At 68.6% G+C, this 23,089-nt stretch carries 24 protein-coding genes and 1 pseudogene; 9 read left to right on the top strand and 16 right to left on the bottom strand.

The features are described from left to right. Positions 1–55 precede the first annotated feature (55 nt). The 10 genes from DIE12_RS04795 to DIE12_RS04750 form a co-directional block, all read right to left on the bottom strand. Positions 56–568, bottom strand: a complete 513-nt coding sequence (locus DIE12_RS04795; protein WP_124486213.1) for an ureidoglycolate lyase — start codon at positions 566–568, stop codon at positions 56–58. After that, on the bottom strand, positions 565–1,578 hold the full coding sequence (gene alc / locus DIE12_RS04790; RefSeq protein WP_044843737.1) for an allantoicase: 1,014 nt from the start codon (positions 1,576–1,578) through the stop codon (positions 565–567). The genes DIE12_RS04795 and alc overlap by 4 nt, the downstream gene beginning before the upstream one ends. A 62-nt stretch (positions 1,579–1,640) precedes the next feature. After that, positions 1,641–2,162 (bottom strand): 2-oxo-4-hydroxy-4-carboxy-5-ureidoimidazoline decarboxylase, encoded by a 522-nt coding sequence (gene uraD, locus DIE12_RS04785; protein ID WP_044843738.1) that lies wholly within the window; start codon positions 2,160–2,162, stop codon positions 1,641–1,643. Further along, complete coding sequence (gene puuE / locus DIE12_RS04780) at positions 2,159–3,112, bottom strand: allantoinase PuuE (RefSeq protein ID WP_124520036.1); 954 nt, start codon at positions 3,110–3,112, stop codon at positions 2,159–2,161. Before puuE ends, uraD begins: the two co-directional genes overlap by 4 nt. Positions 3,113–3,262: 150 nt before the next feature. Next, complete coding sequence (locus DIE12_RS04775) at positions 3,263–4,099, bottom strand: aspartate/glutamate racemase family protein (RefSeq protein WP_124486210.1); 837 nt, start codon at positions 4,097–4,099, stop codon at positions 3,263–3,265. A gap of 10 nt (positions 4,100–4,109) precedes the next feature. Then, a complete protein-coding gene (locus DIE12_RS04770; RefSeq protein WP_124486209.1) occupies positions 4,110–5,594 on the bottom strand; it encodes an NCS1 family nucleobase:cation symporter-1 in 1,485 nt (494 codons plus the stop codon). 149 nt (positions 5,595–5,743) lie between these two features. After that, positions 5,744–6,448 (bottom strand): GntR family transcriptional regulator, encoded by a 705-nt coding sequence (locus DIE12_RS04765; RefSeq protein ID WP_044843742.1) that lies wholly within the window; start codon positions 6,446–6,448, stop codon positions 5,744–5,746. 309 nt (positions 6,449–6,757) lie between these two features. Next, positions 6,758–7,696 (bottom strand): muramoyltetrapeptide carboxypeptidase, encoded by a 939-nt coding sequence (gene ldcA, locus DIE12_RS04760; protein WP_124486208.1) that lies wholly within the window; start codon positions 7,694–7,696, stop codon positions 6,758–6,760. A gap of 112 nt (positions 7,697–7,808) precedes the next feature. Next, entirely contained in the window at positions 7,809–8,390 is a 582-nt protein-coding gene (gene tadA, locus DIE12_RS04755) for a tRNA adenosine(34) deaminase TadA (protein ID WP_185500377.1), read from the bottom strand. Continuing rightward, the gene (locus DIE12_RS04750) at positions 8,387–8,788 is read right to left on the bottom strand and encodes a DnaJ family domain-containing protein (RefSeq protein WP_044843744.1); all 402 of its coding nucleotides are present in this window, start codon (positions 8,786–8,788) and stop codon (positions 8,387–8,389) included. Before DIE12_RS04750 ends, tadA begins: the two co-directional genes overlap by 4 nt. Positions 8,789–9,123: 335 nt before the next feature. Here DIE12_RS04750 and DIE12_RS04745 point away from each other — a divergent pair, with 335 nt between their 5' ends. From DIE12_RS04745 to DIE12_RS04720, 6 genes and pseudogenes are all read left to right on the top strand, one after another. Further along, the gene (locus tag DIE12_RS04745; protein ID WP_124520034.1) at positions 9,124–9,894 is read left to right on the top strand and encodes a GntR family transcriptional regulator; all 771 of its coding nucleotides are present in this window, start codon (positions 9,124–9,126) and stop codon (positions 9,892–9,894) included. Then, on the top strand, positions 9,891–11,630 hold the full coding sequence (locus tag DIE12_RS04740; protein ID WP_124486206.1) for a fumarate reductase/succinate dehydrogenase flavoprotein subunit: 1,740 nt from the start codon (positions 9,891–9,893) through the stop codon (positions 11,628–11,630). Before DIE12_RS04745 ends, DIE12_RS04740 begins: the two co-directional genes overlap by 4 nt. Before the next feature lie 17 nt (positions 11,631–11,647). After that, positions 11,648–11,893, top strand: a complete 246-nt coding sequence (locus DIE12_RS04735) for a ferredoxin family protein (RefSeq protein ID WP_006755644.1) — start codon at positions 11,648–11,650, stop codon at positions 11,891–11,893. A gap of 38 nt (positions 11,894–11,931) precedes the next feature. Next, the gene (locus tag DIE12_RS04730) at positions 11,932–12,894 is read left to right on the top strand and encodes a HEAT repeat domain-containing protein (RefSeq protein ID WP_124520032.1); all 963 of its coding nucleotides are present in this window, start codon (positions 11,932–11,934) and stop codon (positions 12,892–12,894) included. Next, positions 12,891–13,232 carry a gamma-butyrobetaine hydroxylase-like domain-containing protein gene (locus tag DIE12_RS04725; protein ID WP_124520030.1) on the top strand — a complete coding sequence of 114 codons (342 nt, stop codon included), beginning with the start codon at positions 12,891–12,893 and terminating at the stop codon, positions 13,230–13,232. Before DIE12_RS04730 ends, DIE12_RS04725 begins: the two co-directional genes overlap by 4 nt. Further along, positions 13,233–13,545, top strand: a pseudogene (locus tag DIE12_RS04720) (acetyltransferase); the annotation flags it as partial. 163 nt (positions 13,546–13,708) lie between these two features. Here the strand turns inward: DIE12_RS04720 and DIE12_RS04715 are convergent. Beyond that, positions 13,709–14,263 carry a TetR/AcrR family transcriptional regulator gene (locus DIE12_RS04715; protein ID WP_124520028.1) on the bottom strand — a complete coding sequence of 185 codons (555 nt, stop codon included), beginning with the start codon at positions 14,261–14,263 and terminating at the stop codon, positions 13,709–13,711. A gap of 108 nt (positions 14,264–14,371) precedes the next feature. Here DIE12_RS04715 and DIE12_RS04710 point away from each other — a divergent pair, with 108 nt between their 5' ends. After that, positions 14,372–15,025 (top strand): DJ-1/PfpI family protein, encoded by a 654-nt coding sequence (locus DIE12_RS04710; protein WP_124486201.1) that lies wholly within the window; start codon positions 14,372–14,374, stop codon positions 15,023–15,025. A gap of 216 nt (positions 15,026–15,241) precedes the next feature. Here DIE12_RS04710 and guaA read toward each other — a convergent pair whose 3' ends face one another. The 5 genes from guaA to DIE12_RS04680 form a co-directional block, all read right to left on the bottom strand. Beyond that, complete coding sequence (gene guaA / locus DIE12_RS04705) at positions 15,242–16,861, bottom strand: glutamine-hydrolyzing GMP synthase (protein WP_124520026.1); 1,620 nt, start codon at positions 16,859–16,861, stop codon at positions 15,242–15,244. 107 nt (positions 16,862–16,968) lie between these two features. After that, positions 16,969–17,586, bottom strand: a complete 618-nt coding sequence (locus tag DIE12_RS04700; RefSeq protein WP_124520024.1) for a hypothetical protein — start codon at positions 17,584–17,586, stop codon at positions 16,969–16,971. A gap of 6 nt (positions 17,587–17,592) precedes the next feature. Continuing rightward, entirely contained in the window at positions 17,593–19,053 is a 1,461-nt protein-coding gene (guaB, locus tag DIE12_RS04695) for an IMP dehydrogenase (protein ID WP_059464274.1), read from the bottom strand. Between the two features lie 279 nt (positions 19,054–19,332). After that, positions 19,333–20,160 (bottom strand): DUF2182 domain-containing protein, encoded by an 828-nt coding sequence (locus DIE12_RS04685; protein ID WP_124520020.1) that lies wholly within the window; start codon positions 20,158–20,160, stop codon positions 19,333–19,335. Positions 20,161–20,190: 30 nt separating this feature from the next. After that, positions 20,191–20,955 carry a DUF899 domain-containing protein gene (locus tag DIE12_RS04680; RefSeq protein WP_124486198.1) on the bottom strand — a complete coding sequence of 255 codons (765 nt, stop codon included), beginning with the start codon at positions 20,953–20,955 and terminating at the stop codon, positions 20,191–20,193. 113 nt (positions 20,956–21,068) lie between these two features. On the opposite strand from DIE12_RS04680, the gene DIE12_RS04675 reads away from it, so the two are divergent. Together DIE12_RS04675 and DIE12_RS04670 are read left to right on the top strand one after the other, a co-directional pair. Then, on the top strand, positions 21,069–22,289 hold the full coding sequence (locus DIE12_RS04675; protein WP_124520213.1) for a helix-turn-helix domain-containing protein: 1,221 nt from the start codon (positions 21,069–21,071) through the stop codon (positions 22,287–22,289). Between the two features lie 30 nt (positions 22,290–22,319). Then, positions 22,320–23,003, top strand: coding sequence for a glutaminyl-peptide cyclotransferase (locus DIE12_RS04670; RefSeq protein ID WP_124520016.1), 684 nt, complete (start codon positions 22,320–22,322; stop codon positions 23,001–23,003). The last annotated feature ends 86 nt before the right edge of the window (positions 23,004–23,089 follow it).

Below are 23,089 nucleotides of genomic sequence, written 5' to 3'. Positions count from 1 at the left end.
AAAAAACCCGCGCAGGTCGCGCGGGTTGCTTCGACAGGCGGGGCCGAACTGCCGCTCAGGCCGTCACAGCGTCCAGCGCGTCCTCGGTGAGCCACAGCGATTCCGGCAGGTCCTGCTCGTTCAGGTTCAGCCCGTCACCGCCGCGATCGACGACGATGAAGTCGCTGACGCCGCCCAGCGCGATCAGCGGGTGATGCCACACGCCCTTCGCATAATTGACGCCCTGCCAGCCGCTCGTCACGAACGCGCGGATCTTCGACGGATCGAGATCGCCGGCCGGCGCGACGACGACGAGATACGGCTGGTCGTTCAGCGGCACGAACGCCTGGCTGCCGAGCGGATGGCGCTCGAGCATCTTCACCTCGAACGGCAGCGTGCGCGGCTGGCCGCGGAACAGGTTAACGAGCGTGCGGCCGTCTTCGTCGCTCACGTCGACCTTCGCAAGATCGTGAAAGCGGATCGTCGTGCCGAGATTGATCGGAATCTGCTTCGCGCCTTCGGTTTCGATCACGTCGCCGAACGCCGCGAAAGCTTCCTTGGTCAGCGGTTCGATTGCGAGCGTCTTCATTTGTCGAGCGTCCCCCACAGACGCAGGCGCGATACGCCGCCGTCCGGAATGATGTTCAGGCGCACGTGGGTCACCGGGCCCAGCGATGCGATCTCGTGTTCGAAATAGTGCTGCTTGTCCATCTGCAGCTTCTGTTCGCCGAGCAGCACCGGCCAGAACATCGACTGCGTGATCAGCGAGCTGTCGGTGCCGCCCGACACGTACGCGGCCTGGATCGAGCAGCGGTCCGGATAGTTGCCCTTGAAGAACGCGGTGTCGACTTCGATCTTGCGGATCACGCCCGGCTGCGCGAGCGCGATGATCGCCCAGTCGTTGCCCGGCTCGCGGCGACGGCGGGTTTCCCAGCCGTCGCCCATGTTCACGCCGCGGCCCGGCAGCAGCAGGTTCGACGCGACGCCGAAGTGCTGGTTGTTCGCCGCCACCACGTAGCCGCCGTTCTCCATCGCCGCGAGGTCGAACTGCTCGGTCGCGCTGGCGCCGGCCCAGTCGAGCTGCGGCTGGCCGTACACGCGCAGGCGCGCGATGCCGCCGTCCGGATAGATGTTCACGCGCAGGTGCGTGAACGCGCGCGCGTCGCTCGCCGCGACGTAGTGGTGGCTGTTGCCTTGCAGCGTCGTCGACGGCACGATCTCGACCCATTCGGTCGCGTGCGTCGGCGCGCCGTCGGCCACGTACGCGGCCTCGATCGACGCGGCCGGCGGGAAGTTGCCGGTGAAGTGGCTCGTGTCGATGTCGAAGCCCTTGATCACGCCCGGACGCGCGAGCTTGACGATGCACCAGTCGTAGCCCGTCGTGCGCTTGCGGCGCGTCTCCCAGCCGTCCATCCACTTGCCGTGGTCGTCGTACTTGCCGGGAATGAAAACGGCCGGCTCGGGGTTCAGCATCCGCTCCTTCGGCGCGAAGAAGTCGTCGCTGGCCTCGAGCGCCTGCGCACCGAGACGCGGGTCGGCGAGGTTCACGTAGCGCCGCGTGAAGTCGGGTGCGTCGGGATCGAGAAGCGGAACAGCCATGATGTTTCCTTGTTTCAGTGATGCGATCAGGCCGCTGCGACGCAGCAGGCCGTCGTGAGGTGTCAGGCGTCGATCAGGTCGTCGAGGCGGAAACGCGCGATCCGGTAGATCTGGTCGAGGCTCGCGCGCAGTTCCTCGGTGCGCGAATGATTCACGCGCGACTCGAAGTTCGCGATGATGCCGTGCCGGTCATAGCCGCGCACCGCGAGGATGAACGGGAAACCGAACTTCTCGCGATACGTGCGGTTCAGCGTCAGCAGCTTGTCGAACTCTTCCTGCGTGCACTGGTCGAGACCCGCGCCGCTCTGCTCGCGCGTCGACTCGGCCGTCAGCTCACCGCGCACGGCGGCCTTGCCGGCCAGCTCCGGGTGGGCATTGATCAGTGCGAGCTGGCGGACTTCGCCGCCCGTCTCCACCGCGTTCGACATCGTCTCGTGCAGCGCGTCGATGCTCGCGAACGGCCGCTTGCCCGCCGCGACCTCGGCCACCCACGGCGAATGTTCGAAGATCCCCGACAGCGCCGCGACGAATGCGCTCGGCGCCATCGTGTTCAGTTGCTCCAACGTGTAACGCATCGCCTTCATGCTTTCCCTTCGTTTCGATGACTGGGCTGGTACGGATGATGTTCGCGCCAATGACGCGCGATATCGACACGCCGCGTCACCCATACGCGATCGTGCTTCTCGATGTGATCGAGGAAACGCTGCAGCCCGCGGAAACGCCCCGGCCGGCCGAGCAGCCGGCAGTGCATGCCGATCGACAGCATCTTCGGCGCGTCGTCGCCCTCCGCGTACAGCACGTCGAACGCGTCACGCAGGTACTCGAAGAAGTGGTCGCCGGTGTTGAAGCCCTGCGGCGTCGCGAAGCGCATGTCGTTCGTATCGAGCGTGTACGGAACGATCAGCTGCGGCGACGTGCTGCCGCCCGACACCTCGACATCCATCCAGAACGGCAGGTCGTCGCCGTAGTTGTCGGAGTCGTACAGGAAGCCACCGTATTCCGCGACGAGGCGGTGCGTGTTCGGGCTGTCGCGGCCGGTGTACCAGCCGAGCGGACGCTCGCCCGTCACGCGCTCGATCGCTTCCATCCCGAGGCGCATGTGCTCGGCCTCGAGCTCGGGCGTCATGCTCTGGTAGTGGATCCAGCGCCAGCCGTGGCACGCGATCTCATGGCCGAGCTCGACGAAGGCACGCGCGAGTTCCGGATGACGCTCGATCGCCATGCCGACGCCGAACACCGTCAGCGGCAGCCCGCGCTTCTCGAATTCGCGCAGAATGCGCCACACGCCCGCACGCGAACCGTACTCGTAGATCGACTCCATGCTCATGTGGCGGTCCGGATAGGCGGCCGCGCCGACGATTTCGGACAGGAACTGCTCGGAGCCCGGATCGCCGTGCAGCACGCAATTCTCGCCGCCCTCCTCGTAGTTCAGGACGAATTGCACGGCGACGCGGGCGCGCCCGGGCCAGTTCGCCTGCACGGGATGGCGGCCGTAGCCGATCAGGTCGCGAGGATAGTTGGGATCGAGTGACATGGGTTCGAAGTGCCGCGAAAGCGTGCTGAAATAATGGGTTCGCATCGACCCGCGCGGGTGCCGGAGGCCGGCCGCACGGGCCGATGCGATGACGGCCCAGTGTAGCGAAAAGGTTCATACGCGCCCATACAGCGGCGCAGATAGTGCAGGTCAGACGGCGTGTATGTGCGGTTGCGGCAAAGTCGGGACCGGTTCCGGTGCGGCGCTTCCGCTGCGCGCCCCGGCGGCGGCCGGCGTGGCCGACGAGGCGCCCTCCGGCGGGCTGAAATGCGCGAATTCGCCGTCGTAGCGCTTCGGCAGCGGCCGCGCATAGTCGCCGCGCTTCGCGGTCGCGAGGCGCAGCGCGACGAGCGCCTCGGCCCACTTGACGGCTGCTGTGACACCTTCCACGACCGGCGCGCCGATCTGCTGCTCGATCTCGTGCGCGAATTCGGCCATCCCGGCACAGCCGAGGACGATCGCGTCGGCACCGTCCTCGTCGAGCGCGCGCCGGCATTCGTCGACGATGATCCGCCGCGCGGCCGAACCGGGCCGGTCGAGCTCGAGCACCGCGACGTCGGTCGCCCGCACGTTGCGGCAGAACCGCTTCATCCCGTAGCGCTCGGCGAGATGCCATGCCATCCCGCAAGTGCGCGCGAGCGTCGTGACGACCGAGAAGCCCGGCGCGAGCACGCTCGCCGCGTGCATCGCCGCCTCGGCGATCCCGATCACCGGCCCGCGCGCGAGTTCGCGCGCCGCATACAGCCCCGGATCGCCGAAACACGCGATCACGTACGCATCGCAGCCGTCACGCTCGCCCTGCGCGATCTCGGCGAGCAGCCCGGGCGTCGCGAGCGCTTCGTCGTAATAGCCTTCGATCGACGGCGGCCCCATCGGCGGGCTCACCGCGACGATCTCGGTGCCTGCCGCCGCGACTTCGCGCGCGCAGCGGCCCATCGCGTCGGTCATCCGCTGCGTCGTGTTCGGATTGATCAGCTTGATCTTCATCGCGCGCTCCTCAGGCCTTCGTGCTCGCGAGCAGCCGGTAGAACACGAAGCCGAGCCCCGCGCCGATGAACCACGAGAAGTTCGCGGCGGCCTGCCAGCCCGGCACCATCACGCAGACGACGGCGATCACCGCGGCCGGCAGCAGCGCGGCGAGCGCGCGGCGGTTCACGCCGCCGGTGTACCAGTAGGTGCCGCGCTCCGACATCGTGTACAAGTCGTCGCGCACGAGCCGGCCGCGCTTGACGAGGTAGAAGTCGGCGATCAGCACGCCGTACAACGGGCCGATGAACGCGCCGAGCACGTCGAGCGTGTAGTGGATCACGGCCGGGTTGTTGAACAGGTTCCACGGCGTGATGAAGATCGACGCGACGGCCGCGAGCATCCCGCCCGCGCGCCAGCTGATCAGCCGCGGCGCGACGTTCGAGAAGTCGAACGCGGGCGACACGAAGTTCGCGACGATGTTGATGCCGATCGTCGCGATCGTGAAGGTCAGCGCGCCGAGGATCACCGCGGTCGGATGGTCGATGCGGCCGACCGTCTCGACGGGGTCGGTGATCAGTTCGCCGAACACCGGCAGCGTCGCGGCGGTGGTGATCACCGTGACGAGCGAGAACGCGAGGAAGTTGACCGGCAGCCCCCAGAAGTTGCCGCGCTTCACGTCGCCGAACGAGCGGCAATAGCGCGAGAAGTCGCCGAAATTGAGCATCGGCCCGGAGAAGTACGACACGACGAGCGACACGGCCGTGATCATCACCGGAATCACTTCCGCGCCGTGATACTTGACGCCGCCGAGGTTGAGGCCGATGTTGCGCCAGCCCGCGCGCCACACCATGTAGCCGGCCAGGATGAACATCACGACGTAGACGGCCGGGCCCGCGAAGTCGATGAACTTCTTGATCGTCTCCATCCCGTTCCAGAACACGAGCGCCTGCAGCACCCACAGCAGCATGAAGCCGGCCCAGCCGACCGCCGACAGCCCGAGGAAGCCGTAGCGGTGGACGTCCGCGTACGGCAGCCATTGCGGAAAGAACTTCAGCACGACGATCACGAGTGCGCTGGACGCGAGATAGGTCTGGATGCCGTACCACGCGATCGCGATCAGCCCGCGGATCACGGCCGGTACGTTCGCGCCGAGCACCCCGAAGGTCGCGCGGCACGCGACCGGATACGGCACGCCGATCTGCTGGCTCGGCCGCGCGATGAGGTTGCACAGCCGATTCACGATCGTGATGCCGACGATCAGCGCGATCAGCACCTGCCAGCTCGTCAGCCCGAGCGCGAACAGGCTGCCCGCGAACACGTAGCCGCCGACGCTGTGCACGTCCGACATCCAGAACGCGAAGATGTTATATGAGCCCCACGTCTGATTCTTTAGTGGTGCCAAATCTTCGTTGTACAAACGTTCGCTGTAACCGTCCGGCAACACGGGGCCGCCGCCCTCGCCGCCTTCTTCCGCCGGATACGCACTGTCGTGCGCCACACTGAACTGAGCCATGACTTCTCCTTGACGCGGCCTGGCAGCCGCTCCACCGTCATCGATATCGCTCCGGATCGTCGTCCGGAGTCGGACTGGCGGCCGGCGGCGCGAACCGCCGGCCTGCATTGCTCTCGTCGTGTGGCGCGCGGCCGGGTTCGCGTCGCCGCTCAGGCGCCGCCGAACACTTCGCGCAAATCGACCTGCCCTTGCGCGGGCCGGTCCAGCATCTTCAGTTCGACATGCTGCAGGTGGTGCGCCATCAGCGTCACCGCCCGCTTCGAATCGCCCGCTTCCAGCGCGGTCAGGATCTCGTCATGGTCGTCGCACGAGCACGGGCTGCGCCCGTGCGATTCGTACAGCGCCGACATCAGCGTCGAGCGTGCGACGAGCCCGTCGAGGCACTCGCAGAGCGTCGCGTTGCCCGTCAGCGCCGCGAGCGCCGTATGGAATTCGCCCGACAGGCGGATCCACGCCGCGAAGTCGTGCCGCTCGAACGCCTTGCGTTCCTTGTCGATCAGCGCGGCGACGCCCTTCAACCGCTTCGCGCCCGGCCCCGTCGCGAGCCGCTCGACGACGGCCAGCTCGATGATCCGGCGCATCTCGAACACCTCGTGCACATCCTGCAGCGTCGGGCTCGCGACGAACGCACCGCGGTTCGGCTCGAGATCGACCAGCTTGTCGGCGGCGAGCTGCGAAAGTGCCTGGCGGATCGTCCCGCGCTTCACGCCGAACACGTCGCAGAGCTGCGCCTCCGTCAGCTTCGCGCCGGGCGCGAGCCGATGCTCGAGGATCGCGGTGCGGATCCGCTCGGCGATCGCTTCGGGACCGGCGGCGCCGGACGGATGGGTAGCGGAGTCGTTCATGTTCTGCATCGTGTGATGGTCCTCATCCTAGGACGGACATAAAGATTGTCAACAATTCTTTTCGGAGAATGCGCACAACCGGTGTGCATCGGCCTGTGCCAGAGCGGTGCGCTGTGCCCGATATCCAGGCACGACAAGCCTCTCGCGTTTGCCCATGGCGGCTCACGGTGTATACCCTCTCCGCCATTTTGTTGACAAAAATGGTGCGTGCCACGACACCAACCCGATCGGCGACGATGAAAATTTCCGACCGTTAGTTGCACATTTACTTTAAAGAAAAAGGCGGGAAACCCCGCCTTTCGATGGCCCCTGCCGGCCTCAGCCGAGATGCGGATAGTCCGACAGCGTGAGCCGGAAACCGTGCGCATTCGCGACGAGCTGCGCCTGCGCGCCGAACGGCAGCGTCAGCAGGTCGGGCACGTGACCGAACTGCAGCCCAGTGACGACCGGAATGCCGATCACCGCGCGCATCTGGTCGATCATCGCCTGCATGTCGTAGCCGTTGTCGTACTCGAACGGCCGCGCGCCCGTGAACTGGCCGAGCACGAGCGCCTGCTGGCGCGCGAGCAGCCCCGACAGGTGCAGCTGGTAGATCATCCGTTCGATCCGGAACGGCTGCTCGTTCACGTCCTCGATGAACAGGATGCCGCCCTCGATGTCGGGCATGTACGGCGTGCCGACGAGCGACGTGAGGATCGCGAGGTTGCCGCCCCACAGCGTCCCCGTCACGTTCACGGTCTGCACTTGCGGCGCCTCGGTGACGATCGTCGTGGTCGGCTGCGACAGCGTCCGCCAGAAGTGCTGCATCGTGAAATCGCTCGGCGTTTCCGCGCCGAAGTCGGCCGACAGCATCGGGCCGCCGAAGGTCTTGATGCGCGCCTTCGCGTACAGCGCGAGCTGGATCGCGGTGAAGTCGCTGTGGCCCACGAGCGCGATCGGCTGGTCGCGCAGCCGACGCTCGAGCCCGCGATAGTCGAGCCCGTGCAGGATGCGCGCGGCGCCGTAGCCGCCGCGCACCGCGAGCGCGATATCCGGCAGCGCGCGCTCCGGATCCGCGAGACGGTTCAGGTCGCCGGCCCGCTCGCCGTCGGTGCCGCCGAAGCGCTGAAAGCGACGCTGCGTCGCCTCGATGTTCTCGATGCGCTGCTGCGCGCCGCTCAAGCGCTCGAGCGCGCGGTTGATCGCATCGGGGTCGTGCGGATAACCGGACGGCGCCAGCAGGCGGATGGTGTAGGACGCGGCGGGCTGGAAGGACATGGCGAAAGATATCGGGATCGTCAAACCTGCTTAGAGGGTCCGAACCGTCTCCGGTTCACGGAACTGCGCGGCCCGCCCGCTCCGGGCGACGGGCACTGGCACGGCGGGCGCGCTATGACGCGCCGGATGCGGCGTCGCGGGCGAGCCGTGCTTCCCGCAGCGCGCGACGGCGCTCCGCGAAGAACGATTTCAGCGCGGCGCCGCACTCGTCGGCGAGCACGCCGCCGGTCACGTCGGTATGGTGATTGAGCTGCGGATTCGCGAACGCGTCGATCACGCTGCCGCACGCGCCCGTCTTCGGGTCGGCGGCGCCGTAGACGACCCGCGCGATGCGCGCGTGCATGATCGCGCCCGCGCACATCAGGCACGGCTCGAGCGTCACGTACAGCTCGCAGCCGGGCATTCGGTAATTCTGCAGATGCTGCGCGGCCATGCGCAGCGCGGCCATTTCCGCGTGGGCCGACGGGTCGTGCCCGCCGATCGGATGGTTGAAGCCGCGTGCGATCACTTCGTCGCCGCGCACGAGCACCGCGCCGACCGGCACTTCGCCGGCCGCGCGCGCCTCTTCGGCGGCAGCCTGCGCGAGCCGCATGAAATGCAGGTCGCGCGCCGACACCGGCGCGGCTTCGGGAACGGGAGCATCGGGAACGACAGCCGGTCCGGCTGCCGCGTCGGGCAGCGCGTTGGCGCTCACATCGGCCCCGCTTCGGCGGGCGCGTCGTCGAGCCCGCGCTCGCACAGACGTTCCGCGATGCGCCGGCAATAGTCGCGCGGCATCACCATCGGGCCGCCGCGCAGCGATTCGAGCGCCATGTCGAGGGCGAGGATCTTCGCCTGCAGCCGGCAGCGCGCGGCGCGGTCGCTGACCGCCTGCAGTTCGTCCTGCAGGTTGCGCAGCGCGCGCAGTTGCTCGACGGCCGGCGGCACGAAGCCCGCATTCTTCAGGATACGGTTGGCCACCCGCACCTCCTCGGGTACGAGCAGGTCGTCATCCAGCGCCTGCGGCGCGCCGGTACCCGGCAAATCGTCGAACTCGCCCCGCGCGGCGGCGGCGGCAATGCGTTGTTCGACCAGTGCGTCAAGCAATCTCATCAGTCAATCGGAACAAATGCGGCAGCCGAATTCTAGCAGGGTGACGTGCGTATGACAGGCCCTTCGAACGCATGCTCGATATTGTGTTTTTTAGGGGCCGAATCGGCGCGCATGCGTGCCGATCGCCGCGACTTGCCGCTGTGCTGCGCCGCAGCAGGCTCCGCGCGGATTCGGCGCCGTTTGCGCGGGCCGTGTCGCGCCCTGTTTTTTTATTTTCGCGCGGGTCGCCGCCGCCCCGCTTTTCCGGAATCGGAAAGTCGAAATCAGAAATAGTTGGTTGGGGCGCGCGAGCGCGCTCACTACACTCGAGCCATCTTGTCATAACAAGTTGACCGATGACCCCACCCAACGTCGTGCCGCTGTCGGCGGCGCCGCTCTACGTGCAGATCAAGGACACGCTGCGCACGCGCATCCTCGACGGCACCTATGCACCACACAGCCGGATGCCGTCCGAGCACGAACTCTGCGCGATGTTCGACGTGAGTCGCATCACGGTGCGCCAGGCACTCGGCGACCTGCAGAAGGAAGGCCTGCTGTTCAAGCTGCACGGCAAGGGCACGTTCGTGTCGAAGCCGAAGGCGTTCCAGAACGTGACGTCGCTTCAGGGCTTCGCCGAGGCGATGTCGTCGATGGGCTACGAGATCGTCAACCAGCTGCGCAGCTTTCGCACCGTGAAGGCCGATCGGCACCTCGCGACGAAGCTGAACGTGCCGGAAGGCGCGCCGCTCATCGAGATCCACCGCGTGCGGCTGCTGAACCGCGAGCCGGTGTCGCTCGAGCAGACGTGGGTGCCCGAGGCGCTCGGCAAGCGGCTCGCCGACGCCGATCTCGCGACCCGCGACATCTTCCTGATCCTCGAGAACGACTGCGGCGTGCCGCTCGGCCACGCCGACGTGTCGATCGACGCGATCCTCGCCGACGATGAAATCGTCGACGCGCTGCGCGTCGAGGAAAGCAGCCCCGTGCTGCGGATCGAGCGCCTGACGCACGACGCGTCGGGCACGCCGATCGACTACGAACACCTGTACTTCCGCGGCGACGCCTTCCAGTACCGGCTGCGCATCGACCGGCAGAAGACCCGCCAACCTGCAAGGAATCCTCAATGAATACCCATGTACTCGAATACGACATCGTCGTGGTCGGCGGCGGCACGGCCGGCCCGATGGCGGCGATCAAGGCGAAGGAGCGCGACCCGTCGCTGCGCGTGCTGCTGCTGGAGAAGGCCAACGTGAAGCGCAGCGGCGCGATCTCGATGGGGATGGACGGGCTGAACAACGCGGTGATCCCGGGCCACGCGACACCCGAGCAGTACACGCGCGAGATCACGATCGCCAACGACGGGATCGTCGATCAGGAAGCCGTGTACGCGTATGCGACGCACAGCTTTGCGACGATCGAGCAGCTCGACCGCTGGGGCGTGAAGTTCGAGAAGGACGGCACCGGTGACTACGCGGTGAAGAAGGTCCACCACATGGGTTCGTACGTGCTGCCGATGCCGGAAGGCCACGACATCAAGAAGGTGCTGTACCGGCAGCTGAAGCGCGCGCGCATCGCGATCACGAACCGGACCGTCGCGACGCGCGTGCTGACCGACGCGCAGGGCCGCGCGAGCGGCGTGCTCGGCTTCGACTGCCGCACGGCCGAGTTCCACGTGATCCGCGCGAAGGCCGTGATCCTGTGCTGCGGCGCGGCCGGCCGGCTCGGCCTGCCGGCGTCCGGCTACCTGATGGGCACCTACGAGAACCCGACCAATGCGGGCGACGGCTACGCGATGGCGTACCACGCGGGCGCGGCGCTCGCGAACCTCGAGTGCTTCCAGATCAATCCGCTGATCAAGGACTACAACGGCCCGGCCTGCGCATACGTGACGGGCCCGCTCGGCGGCTTCACCGCGAACGGCAAGGGCGAGCGCTTCATCGAGTGCGACTACTGGAGCGGCCAGATGATGTGGGAGTTCTACCAGGAACTGCAAAGCGGCAACGGCCCGGTGTTCCTGAAGCTCGACCATCTCGCGGAAGAAACGATCCAGACCATCGAGCAGATCCTGCACACCAACGAGCGGCCGAGCCGCGGCCGCTTTCACGCGGGGCGCGGCACCGACTACCGGCGCCAGATGGTCGAGATGCACATCTCCGAGATCGGCTTCTGCAGCGGCCACAGCGCATCCGGCGTCTACGTGAACGCCCGCGCGGAAACGACCGTGCCGGGGCTCTACGCGGCCGGCGACATGGCGGCGGTCCCGCACAACTACATGCTCGGCGCATTCACCTACGGCTGGTTCGCCGGACAGAACGCGGCCGACTACGTGGCCGGCCGCGCTCACGCGCCGGTGGACGACGAACAGGTCGCCGCCGAACGCGCCCGCGTGCTTGCGCCGCTCACGCGCGAGCGCGGCCTCGCGCCGGCGCAGGTCGAATACAAGCTGCGCCGCATGGTGAACGATTACCTGCAACCGCCGAAGGTGACGCGCAAGATGGAGATCGGGCTGCAACGTTTTGACGGCATTACTGAGGATATCGAAGAAATCAAGGCGAGCCACCCGCATGAACTGATGCGCGCGGCCGAAGTGCGCGCGATCCGCGACTGCGCCGAAATGGCCGCGCGCGCGTCGCTGTTCCGCACCGAGAGCCGCTGGGGGCTGTACCACCATCGCGTCGACTTTCCGCATCGCAACGATGCCGAGTGGTTCTGCCACACGTGGCTGCGCAAGGGTGCCGACGGCACGATGCGCAGCGAGAAACGACCGGTCGAACCCTACGTCGTGCCGCTCGCCGACGACGAACGCAGCGCCTACGCGCACCTGCGCATCCGCGAACCGGCCGCACACGCGGCCGCCCTCTGACTCCGAGGAGCCTTACCGTGCCCCATACCCCGCACGACATCTTCCTGCGCAGCAGCGCGCCCGTGACGATCGACGAGGACCGCTGCATCGCCGACAAGGGCTGCACCGTCTGCGTCGACGTGTGCCCGCTCGACCTGCTCGCAATCGACGTGACCAAGGGCAAGGCCTACATGCAGTTCGACGAATGCTGGTACTGCATGCCGTGCGAACGCGACTGCCCGACCGGCGCGGTCAAGGTCGACATTCCGTACCTGTTGCGCTGACCTGGCGCGCCGCTTCCCCACTACCGGACTCACGACACATGAAACCTGCTTCCGACCATGCCGCGCTCGTCGCGCGCGTTGCCGCACCCGATGCATCGGTGCGCCGGATCGCGCTGCTCGAACTCGCCGATCTCGAGGATCCCGATCTCGTGCCGATCTTCGTAGCCGCGCTGCGCGACGATCCGTCCGCCGACGTGCGCGGCGAAGCCGCGCGTGTGCTCGCCGCCTGGGAGCAGCCCGACGTCGTCGACGCGCTGTGCCGCGCGCTGCTCGATCCGGACGACGACGTGCGCGCGACCGCCGCACACAGCCTGTCCGAACTGAAGGACGTCGCATCCGGCGCCGCGCTGTGCCGCTGGGTCGAGCACGCCGAACCGTTCGTGCGCGGCGCCGTGCTGCGCGCGCTGCGTGAACTGCGCGACCCCGACGCGTTCGCGCCGGCGCTGCGCGCACTCGACGCGCCGGCGTCGGCCGTGCGCGCCGAGGCCGTCGCCGTGCTCGGCTGGCTCAAGGACGCCCGCGCGCTGGCGCCGCTCGCACGCATCGCCACGACCGACACGCATGCGGACGTACGGCGTATCGCGGTCGGCGCGGTCGGATTCGCGGCGTCCGCCGACACGGCCGTCGTCACCGCCTTGCTGGCGGCGCTGCGCGACGCCGAATGGCAGGTCCGCGAGGAAGCGGCCGCGACGCTCGGCAAGCTGCGTGTCGCGGCCGCGCGCGCACCGCTCGTCGCCTCGCTCGACGACGATTACTGGCAAGTGCGCTTGCGTGCGGTGCGCGCACTCGGGCAATTGCGCGACGCCGCCGCGGCGCAGGCCGTCGCCGCGCTGCTGTCGCACGCGATCAGCAACCTGCGCAAGGAGGCCGCGCTCGCGCTCGGCGAACTGCGCGATCCCGCGACGCTGCCCGCGCTGCACGACGCGCTCGACGATCGCGATCCCGAAGTACGCAAGGCCGTGCGGATCGCGATCGCGCAGATCGGGGAAGATGCACGATGACGCCGCCGACCGAGATCCTGCTCGATCATGCGGCCCGCGCATTGACGCTGTGCTGGCCGGACGCCGACACGCAGCACATCGGCTATGCGCACTTGCGCAGCGCTTGCCCATGCGCCGCATGCCGGAAGATCCGACTCGATGGCGGGCAGGTCGACGCGCCACCCGACCTGACGCTGGACGGCGTGGAAGCGGCCGGTTACGGCATCCGCCTGCTGTTCGGCGACGGTCACGCGCGCGGCATCTATCCGTGGCCGTTTCTGGCGGAACTCGGCGCAGACGAGACGGATGCGGGCGTCGCAGCGCCCGACGTGCCCGCATCCGGCCATCCCGCGAACTGACCGTCGGCGAAGCTCGATCTGGCCGTCGACGAGCACGATCGTCCGGTCGGCTTCATGCTGCTCGACGGCAGTCACATGGAAGCACTGTTCGTCGATCCCGCGCACCACGGCGCGGAGTGTCGGGCGGCGGCTGGTCGAAGCGGCCCTCCGACGCCATCCCGACCTGTCGACAGACGTCAACGAGCAGAACGAAGCGGCGGCGGGATTCTACGAACGGCTCGGATTCGAGCGCTGCGGACGATCGGCGCGCGATGGACAAGGGCGCCCTTATCCGCTGATTCACCTTCGTTATCGTAGTGGCGGGCAAGACTGAGCAGGATCGGGACAGCGCGTGACGTCGCCTTGCGCTGCATCGAAAGCCGCGCTTTCCACCGACGCTACAACGGAGCACCCGCCCGCCTTCTGCTCTGCGATACGCGAGCCATCCGTGCAGCACGGGCATCGCGGGCATCGCGGGCATCGCGGGCATCGCACCGCTACGCGCGTCGGCGTGGCAGCATGCGCTCGGCGACCGCGAACGCACGCTGCATGAAGTGGTTGAACCGCTCGGCATCGCGCCGCAGTCCGGCCTGCTGGCCGCCGATCAGACACAGGTGCGCGATCTGCCCGACGATCTCGGCTTCGCCCGGCATGCGAACCCACCGACGGGACGTCTCGAGCGCGAATGCGAGACGCGTGGCATCGACGCGCTGCTGGAATTCCGCGACCAGCGCGTCCTGCATTGCCCAGGCGCGGATCGCCGCTTCGCGCCCCGGTCGCTTCTCCGCCGCGATGCGCAGGTAGCGCGTCAGCGTGTCGGCCGCGCCGCGGCCGTCCGCCGCGTAGGCGAGCATGCGTGCGGTGTAATCGTCCTCCCACGCGGTCAGCAACGTCCTGACGAAGTCCTCCCGATTCCGGAAGTGGTGATGGAACGAGCCGCGGGTCACGTTCAGCCGTCGTGCGAGACGCTCGGCCGAAATCCCCGCATACCCTTCCCCGTCGAGGGCGTCGAAGCCCGCGGCGATCCAGTCGTTTCGAGTCAGTGTGCGCATCGGTATCGCCATACAGGCTGTGTATGGCGCGGCATGGGCAGATAGGCTGCGAACTCTATCACGGCCGCCACCGCTTCCTGCAACGCGCCACGACTCACGGAGTTCACGTTGAAAGACATCGCTCTCGTCGCATTCGACCAGTTCACCGACATCGACCTGTTCCTGATGTGGGACATCCTCGGCCGCAATACCACGGACTGGCGTGTCCGGATTCTCGGCGCGCAGCCGCTGTTGCGTTCCGCGCATGGTCTGGCCATCCCCGTGCACGGCCCGCTCGAGGAAGCCAATCGCGCCGACGCCGTGCTGTTCTCGAGCGGCAGGCTGGGCATCCCGGCCGCGCTCGCGAGCCCGGATTTCCTGCCGTCGTTCGATCTCGATCCGGCGCGCCAATACATCGGATCGATCTGCGCGGGCGCCTTCGTCCTGGAGCGGCTCGGGCTTTTGCCGGACCGTCGCGCAACGACGCACCCCGACGCGCGACACGGGCTGACGGATCGCGGGCTGCATGTGCCGGACCAGCCGCTCGTGTGCCACGGCAATGTTGCGACGGCGGGCGGCTGCGTGGCGGCGCTCTATCTGACGGGATGGCTCGTGGAATCGATGTTCGATGCGGACAAGCGGCGCGAGACGTTGCTGCCGGTCCTGCCCGCCGGACAACGGGAACTCTACGAGGACATCATCGAATTCAGCATTCGACAAGGACAGGGGCAGACTTCGGGCTCGATCAGGATGATCGATGCCGGCGGTCGTCGGCTGCCCTAGTGCGCGACATGCAGACGCGTCGCTTGTAGTGGCCGGGCTGTCCCGCACCTCGGTGCCCGGACCCGGCATGCAGGCAAGGAAAACACTGCGCGCCGGCGGCCATCGAATCACGGCCGCCAACCGCACCAACGACAACGCCCGGCAGGTTCCCCTGCCGGGCGTTGCGCATCATCCGATGCCGCTATCGGTCATCGAGGCACGCCTCGACGCCGACGCTCACTCCCACTCGATCGTCGCCGGCGGCTTGCCCGAGATGTCGTACACCACGCGGTTGATCCCGCGCACCTCGTTGATGATCCGGTTCGACGCACGGCCGAGCAGCGCGTACGGCAGGTGCGCCCAGTGCGCGGTCATGAAGTCGGTGGTCTGCACCGCGCGCAGCGACGTCACGTAGTCGTACGTGCGGCCATCGCCCATCACGCCGACCGACTTCACCGGCAGGAACACCGCGAACGCCTGGCTCGTCAGGTCGTACCAGGTCTTGCCGACGTCGGCCTCGCCGCACAGGCCCGCTGCCGCGTCCTGCGCGGTGGCGGTCGTGCCGCGCAACTCCTCGATGAAGATCGCATCCGCGCGACGCAGCAGGTCCGCGTATTCGCGCTTCACTTCGCCGAGAATCCGCACGCCGAGGCCCGGGCCCGGGAACGGATGGCGGTACACCATCTCCGGCGGCAGGCCGAGCGCGACGCCGAGTTCGCGCACTTCGTCCTTGAACAGGTCGCGCAGCGGCTCGAGCAGCTTCAGGCCGAGCGTTTCCGGCAGGCCGCCGACGTTGTGGTGGCTCTTGATCGTCGTCGCCTTCTTCGTCTTCGTGCCGCCCGATTCGACCACGTCCGGATAGATCGTGCCCTGCGCGAGCCACTTCGCCTTCGACAGCTTCTTCGCCTCGGCCTGGAACACCTCGACGAACTCGCGGCCGATGATCTTGCGCTTCGCTTCCGGATCGGTCACGCCGGCCAGGTGGCCGAGGAACTGCTCGGATGCGTCGACGTGCACGACCTTCGCATGCAGGCGGCCCTCGAACATGTCGAGCACCATCTTGCCTTCGTTCAGGCGCAGCAGACCGTGGTCGACGAACACGCAGGTCAGCTGGTCGCCGATCGCGCGGTGGATCAGCGCGGCCGCGACGCTCGAATCGACGCCGCCCGACAGGCCGAGAATCACTTCCTCGTCACCGACCTGCTCGCGAATCTTCGCGACGGCTTCCTCGATGTGGTTCTTCATGATCCAGTCGGGCTTCGCGCCGGCGATCTGCAGCACGAAGCGTTCGATGATCTGGCGGCCCTTCACCGTGTGCGTGACTTCCGGGTGGAACTGCACCGCGTAGTAGCCGCGCGCCTCGTCGGCCATGCCGGCGATCGGGCAGCTCGGCGTCGACGCCATCAGCGCGAAGCCCGGCGGCAGCTCGGCAACCTTGTCGCCGTGGCTCATCCAGACCTTCAGCATCCCGTGGCCTTCGTCCGTCTTGAAATCCTCGATGCCGTCGAGCAGGCGCGTATGGCCGTGCGCGCGCATTTCCGCATAGCCGAATTCGCGATGGTCGCTCCACTCGACCTTGCCGCCAAGCTGCACGGCCATCGTCTGCATGCCGTAGCAAATGCCGAGCACCGGCACGCCGAGATCCCACACGGCCTGCGGCGCGCGCAGCTGGTGGTCTTCGTACGTGCTCGCGTGGCTGCCCGACAGGATCACCGCCTTCGGCGCGAACTCGCGGACGAAGTCGTCGGACACGTCGTTCGGGTGGATTTCGCAGTAGACGTGCGCTTCGCGCACGCGGCGCGCGATCAGTTGGGTGACTTGCGAACCGAAGTCGAGAATCAGGATTTTGTCGTGCATGGCTGCGGACGGGATGAAGAGAATAAGAAAAGCAGCGCACGAAGCGCTGCGTCAAAAGCATGGACAGCGGCGTCGGGCGGCAGGCGGCTCGCGCGACGCATCGCCGGTCAATCCTGCAACGGCGGGCGGGCGTCGAATGCGACGCTGCCTGACGCGCGGTCGGATGCGGCCGACGTGGTGGCCGCGGCCGGCGCCGAGGGCGCCGCCGGACGGCTGACGACCGGTTCGACCCGCTGCCGCGGCGCGGAGGCCACCGCTGATTCGGCCGGGCGCTTCGCGTCCCGAGCGTCGGGCGCCTGCGCCCGTTCCACCCTTTCCGCCTTCTCGCGCCGCCGCACGGTCGATGCCAGCCGCACGCCGCCGAGGCCCAGCAAGATCAGCGCGACCCCGGCCATCGCCGACAGCACGCGGCCGGCGGCCGCGAGCGCGGGACCGTTGCCGGTGCCGAACGACCACACGACCGCCAGCACGCCGATCAGCCAGTTCACATGGCCGACCGCACGTGCGACGGGCGCCGTGAGATCACCGTTGAGCGCCGCATGAAACGCGAGCCACGCGAGGCCGAGCAGCGCGATGCCGAACGCCTGGCCGAGCATCGCCGGCTGGATGTTCGCCAGCTGCAGCGCGTTGAACAGCGCCTGCCAGGGCGTCAGCACGAACAGCACGCCGAACGCCAGCAGCAGCACGGCATCGACGATCAGCACGGCTCGCAGCAGCGGTTTCATCGGCGATCAGTCCACGTGGTAGTTCGGTGCTTCCTTCGTGATCTGCACGTCGTGCACGTGCGACTCGCGCATGCCCGCCGCGGTGATCTGGACGAATTCGGCCTTGTCGTGCAGTTCGTCGATCGTGCGGCAACCGCAGTAGCCCATGCTCGCGCGCACGCCGCCGACCAGCTGGAACAGGATCGCGTTGACCGAACCCTTGTACGCGACGCGGCCCTCGATGCCTTCCGGCACGAGCTTGTCGATGTTCGCCGAGTTGTCCTGGAAGTAGCGGTCCGCCGCGCCGTCCTTCATCGCGCCGACCGAACCCATGCCGCGGTACGACTTGTACTGGCGGCCCTGGTACAGGAACACGTCACCCGGCGCCTCTTCGGTACCCGCGAACATGCTGCCCATCATCACCGCGTTCGCGCCGGCCGCGAGGGCCTTCGACACGTCGCCCGAGAAACGCACGCCGCCGTCGGCGATGCACGGCACGCCGGTGCCCTTCAGCGCTTCCGCGACGTTCGCGATCGCGCTGATCTGCGGCACGCCGACGCCCGCGACGATCCGCGTCGTGCAGATCGAGCCCGGGCCGATACCGACCTTGACCGCGTCCGCGCCGTATTCGACGAGCGCCTTCGCGGCGGCAGCCGTCGCGATGTTGCCGCCGATCACCTCGACGTGCGGGAAGTTCTGCTTGACCCAGCGCACGCGCTCGAGCACGCCCTTGCTGTGGCCGTGCGCGGTATCGACGACGATCACGTCGACGCCCGCCTGCACCAGCAGCTCGACGCGCTCTTCGTTGTCCGGGCCGACGCCGACCGCCGCGCCTGCGCGCAGCTTGCCGTGTTCGTCCTTGCACGCATCCGGGTGTTCGGTCTGCTTCGTGATGTCCTTCACGGTCATCAGGCCGCGCAGTTCGAACGCGTCGTTGACGACCAGCACGCGCTCGAGGCGGTGGCTGTGCATCAGCGCCTTCGCTTCGGCGAGCGGCGTGCCTTCCTTGACGGTGACGAGACGCTCGCGCGGCGTCATGATCGACTTGACCGGTTCGTCGAGGCGCGATTCGAAACGCAGGTCGCGGTTCGTGACGATGCCGACGAGCTGCGGGCCTTCGACGACCGGGAAGCCCGAGATGCCATGCTGACGCGACAGCGCGATCACGTCGCGCACCTTCATCTGCGGCGGAACCGTGATCGGGTCGCGCACGACGCCCGATTCGAAACGCTTGACCTTCGCGACTTCGCGAGCCTGCTCGGCCGGCGTGAGGTTCTTGTGGACGATGCCCACACCACCCTGCTGCGCCATCGCGATCGCGAGGCGACCTTCGGTGACCGTGTCCATCGCGGCGGACACGAGCGGCATGTTCAGGGAGATGTTGCGGGTCAGCTTGGTCTTCAGGCTGGTGTCGCGCGGGAGAACGTCGGAAAAGGCGGGAACGAGGAGCACATCATCGAAAGTGAGTGCTTTTTGGATCAGACGCATGGCAAATCCTATGGGCGCAAAAGCGAATTATACGCGAAGCGCTGCGAATTTTCACAACACGAACAACGGGTTAGCCGCCTTCAGGCGCCCGGGGGCCGAATCGTTCGGATCGCCGTTCGGTTCGTTTTCGATCGCCTTTCGTTTCACCCCCGCATCGGCCCATTCGCGCAGCCGGCCGGAATCGGGCCGATCGCCCGCCGTTGCCGCACGACGCCGGACCTGCCGACGGCGCCTGCGCCGGCCCCGTTCGACGCGCACCGGCAGCCCCCCGGGGCGCCGCTAGGCCAGTCCGGCCGCGGCCCACGCGATCATCGCCGCGCCGGCGCCGATCGCCACGCCGCCGACAAGCCGCGCGACGCGAACGCCAGCCGGCGCCAGCCGCTCGGCGGCGACCGCCACGGTCACGACGGCCATCACGCGCAGGTCCATCATGCCGGCCGCCAGTGCGACGGCCGTCAAGTTCCCGCAGCAGGCGCCGCACCGTAGCGCGGTACGCACGCCGTACCGCCACGCGACCGCGGCCCGGGCTGCCGCCCGCGGCGCGCATGCGTCGTCCGGCGCATGCCGGCAGCAAGCGAGCCGGCGCGCCTTCCAGCCGGAAAACTGCAGCACGCCCGCGCCGAGCACGATCGCGCCAGCCGCGAACGGCACCGTGGCGGCGAGCGCGGGCAGCCGCGCGGCGGCCGCCGCCCATGCAGTGCCGACCGGAAACACCAGCGCGCCGAGCGCCATCCACACGGAGAAATACGCGGTGCCCGCGACCGCGACGAACCATGCCGCACGCGCGTCGTCCGCCGCGCCGAGACGTTGCCGACATCGCCAGAGCACCGGCGCCAGCACCGGCAGCATCATCGTCACCGTCATCGCGCCCCACATCCCGGCGAATGCGGCGAACGCGCGCCCAGCCTGCCATCCGCACGGCCTGAGCCACCCGGCCGACAGCGTCCAGCCGCCGGCCATCGGCATGCCGCCCATCGCGTCCATCGATGCGTGCTGCGCGAGCGTCGCCCAGATCGCGGCGGCCCATACCGCGACGAGCGCGGCGCCGAACACCCGCCGGCCGCCGCCCGCGTCAGCAGCAACAGCCCGTTTCGTCGCCGTGCTCATCGCCCGCTCCCGCGGCTCGCCGGGCCGTGCTCAACCGCGTGCATACTCGTCATGACGGCGCCACCACACGCCCGTCTCGTTGCGCCCGAGCGGCGCGCGATCGAGCCACTGGTACATCCCCCACAGCCCGTCGAGCCCGCGCGCGTACGTCGAATACGTGTGATAGACGATGCCGTCCTCGCGCACGAACGCGCTCATCCCCGGCCGGTCGCGCGCGTACGTCGCGGCGTCGGTGCCGCACGTCGCCGCGAACTGGGCGAGCGCGGCGGGCGGCGGGTCCATGTCCATCGCGTGGCCGGCCCGCGCATAGTTGTATTCGACGTCGCCGGCGCGCTGCTGCGCTTCGGTGAACGACACGTTGAAGTCGAAGTTGAACTCGCCGCCGTCCGATGACGCCCACGGAAAGTGCCAGCCCATCCGCTGCCGGTATGCCAGCAGCTTCGCAAGCGGCGCGCGCGACACCGCCGCGAGCGTCACGTCGTGGTTCGCGAGGTGGACCGCGAAACCGTCGAAGCCGTCGGCGAGCGCCGAGCACGACGGGCAGCCGGCCTTGTAGTCGGGGCCGAACATGAAGTGATAGACGAGCAGTTGCGAGCGGCCGCCGAACAGATCGTCGAGCGTCGCCGGGCCGCGTTCGGTGTCGAACCGGTAGGCCTTGTCGACGCGCACCCACGGCAGCGCCTGGCGCCGCCGCGCGAGTTCGTCGCCCTGCCGGGTCAGCGCCTTTTCCGCATCGAGCAGCGCGCGGCGCGCAGCCAGCCATTCGGCGCGCGTTCCGGTGAGATGGTTCGTCATTACGGGTTCCTCCTTTCGATGGATATCCGGGCACGGCGCATCTGCCGTGTGCGTGGTGCTAGATTAGGACCGGGCGTCGAACCGGAGGGAGTGACAACTGTGTCGGGATTCGGATGGATTCGCTGATCACGGCCGCCGCGCGGGCGCTCGCGGCGGGCGACCCGCTCGGCGCGCTGAACCGCGTCGCGTTGCGCGACGACGCACCGGCGCTCGCGTTGCGCGGCATCGCGATGGCCCAGCTCGGCGATTTCGAGCGCGCACGCGCGCTCGTGCGCAGCGCGGCTCGCGCGTTCGGCGCGAAGGAAGCCGTCGCGCGGGCGCGCTGCGTCGTCGCGGAGGCCGAGATCGCGCTGGCGTCACGCGACCTCGGCTGGCCGTCGCGCGCCCTCGACGCCGCCTGCGCGACGCTCGACGCACACGGCGACCGCACGAACGCCGCGCATGCGCGCTATCTCGGCGTGCGCCGGCTGCTGCTGATCGGGCACGTCGGGGATGCCGAACAGCGGCTCGCGAGCCTCGATCCCGCACCGCTGCCCGCCGCATCGCGCGCAGCTCATGAACTGATCGCGGCCGGCATCGCGATGCGCCGCATCCGCCCGCACGCGGCGCGCCTGGCGCTCGCCCGTGCGCGCGCGGCCGCACGGGACGCCGGCATCGCCGCGCTGACGGCCGAAGTCGACACGGCCGCCCGCATGCTCGATACGCCGGCCGCGCGACTCATCGCGCGCGGTGCGTCGCGGCTCGTGCTGCTCGACGAGGTCGAGGCGCTGCTGGCATCGAACGCGCTGGTCGTCGATGCATGCCGCCACGCGGTGCGCGACGCGCGCACGACCGTGTCGCTCGCACGCCGCCCGGTGCTGTTCGTGCTCGCCCGCGCACTGGGCGAGGCGTGGCCCGGCGACGTGTCGAGAAACACGCTCGTCGCCGCGGCGTTTCGCGCGAGACATGCGGACGAATCGCATCGCGCCCGCCTGCGCGTCGAGATCGGCCGCTTGCGCGCGGTGCTGCGGCCGCTCGCGAACATCACTGCGACGCCGAGCGGCTTCGCGCTCGAACCGCTCGGCCCGCACGAGGCCGTCGTGCTCGCGCGTCCGGTCGACGACCGCCACGCGGCCGTGCTCGCGCTGCTCGCGGACGGCGAGGCGTGGTCGAGCTCCGCGCTGGCGCTCGCACTCGGCGTGAACCCGCGCACCGTGCAGCGCGCGCTCGATGCGCTCGCCGAAGCGGACAAGGTGCAGGCGGTCGGCCGCGGTCGCGCGCGCCGCTGGATGACGCCGCCGCTGCCCGGATTCGCGACGACCTTGTTACTCCCCGCGCCGCTGCCGGGCGACTAGGATGGGGATACCAACGACGAGGTGACAAACATGAAACGCTCCACCGCAGACATCCTCCGCGAATACGGCCCGTTTCCGGGCGTCGACGGCGTACACGGCGTCACGTTCGACGGGCGGCACGTGTGGTTCGCGTCCGGCGACAAGCTGAACGCGCTCGACCCGGAACGCGGCACGACCGTGCGCGCACTCGACGTCGCCGCGCACGCAGGCACCGCGTTCGACGGGCGCCACCTGTTCCAGATCGTCGAGGACCGTATCGAGAAGATCGATCCCGACTCCGGCCGCGTGCTCGCGACGATCCCCGCGCCCGGCGGCGGCGCCGATTCGGGGCTGGCCTGGGCGGAAGGCACGCTGTGGGTCGGCCAGTACCGCGAACGCAAGATTCATCAGGTGGATCCGCAATCGGGCGCCGTGCTGCGCACGATCGAATCGAACCGCTTCGTCACCGGCGTGACGTGGGTCGACGGCGAGCTGTGGCACGGCACCTGGGAAGCGGACGAGAGCGAGTTGCGGCGGATCGACCCGCGCACCGGGCAAGTGCTCGAACAGGTCGACATGCCGCCCGGCGTCGGCGTGTCGGGGCTGGAGTCCGACGGCCACGACCTCTTCTACTGCGGCGGCGGCAACAGCGGCAAGCTGCGCGCCGTGCGCCGCCCCGCAGGGGCAGCCGCGGCGGGCAACAGTGCGGCGGCGGCCGAGCCGGTCGAGCGCTGATCGGTTGATCGTCGAAGGGCAACGCGACCCGCCGCAGCCACCGGTTAAACAGGACCGGGGCGCGGCGGCGCTTGCAGCCGGTCCCT

It is taken from the genome of Burkholderia sp. Bp9015, from assembly GCF_003853505.1.
Lineage (GTDB): Bacteria > Pseudomonadota > Gammaproteobacteria > Burkholderiales > Burkholderiaceae > Burkholderia.
This window is presented reverse-complemented; position numbering and strand designations above follow the sequence as displayed.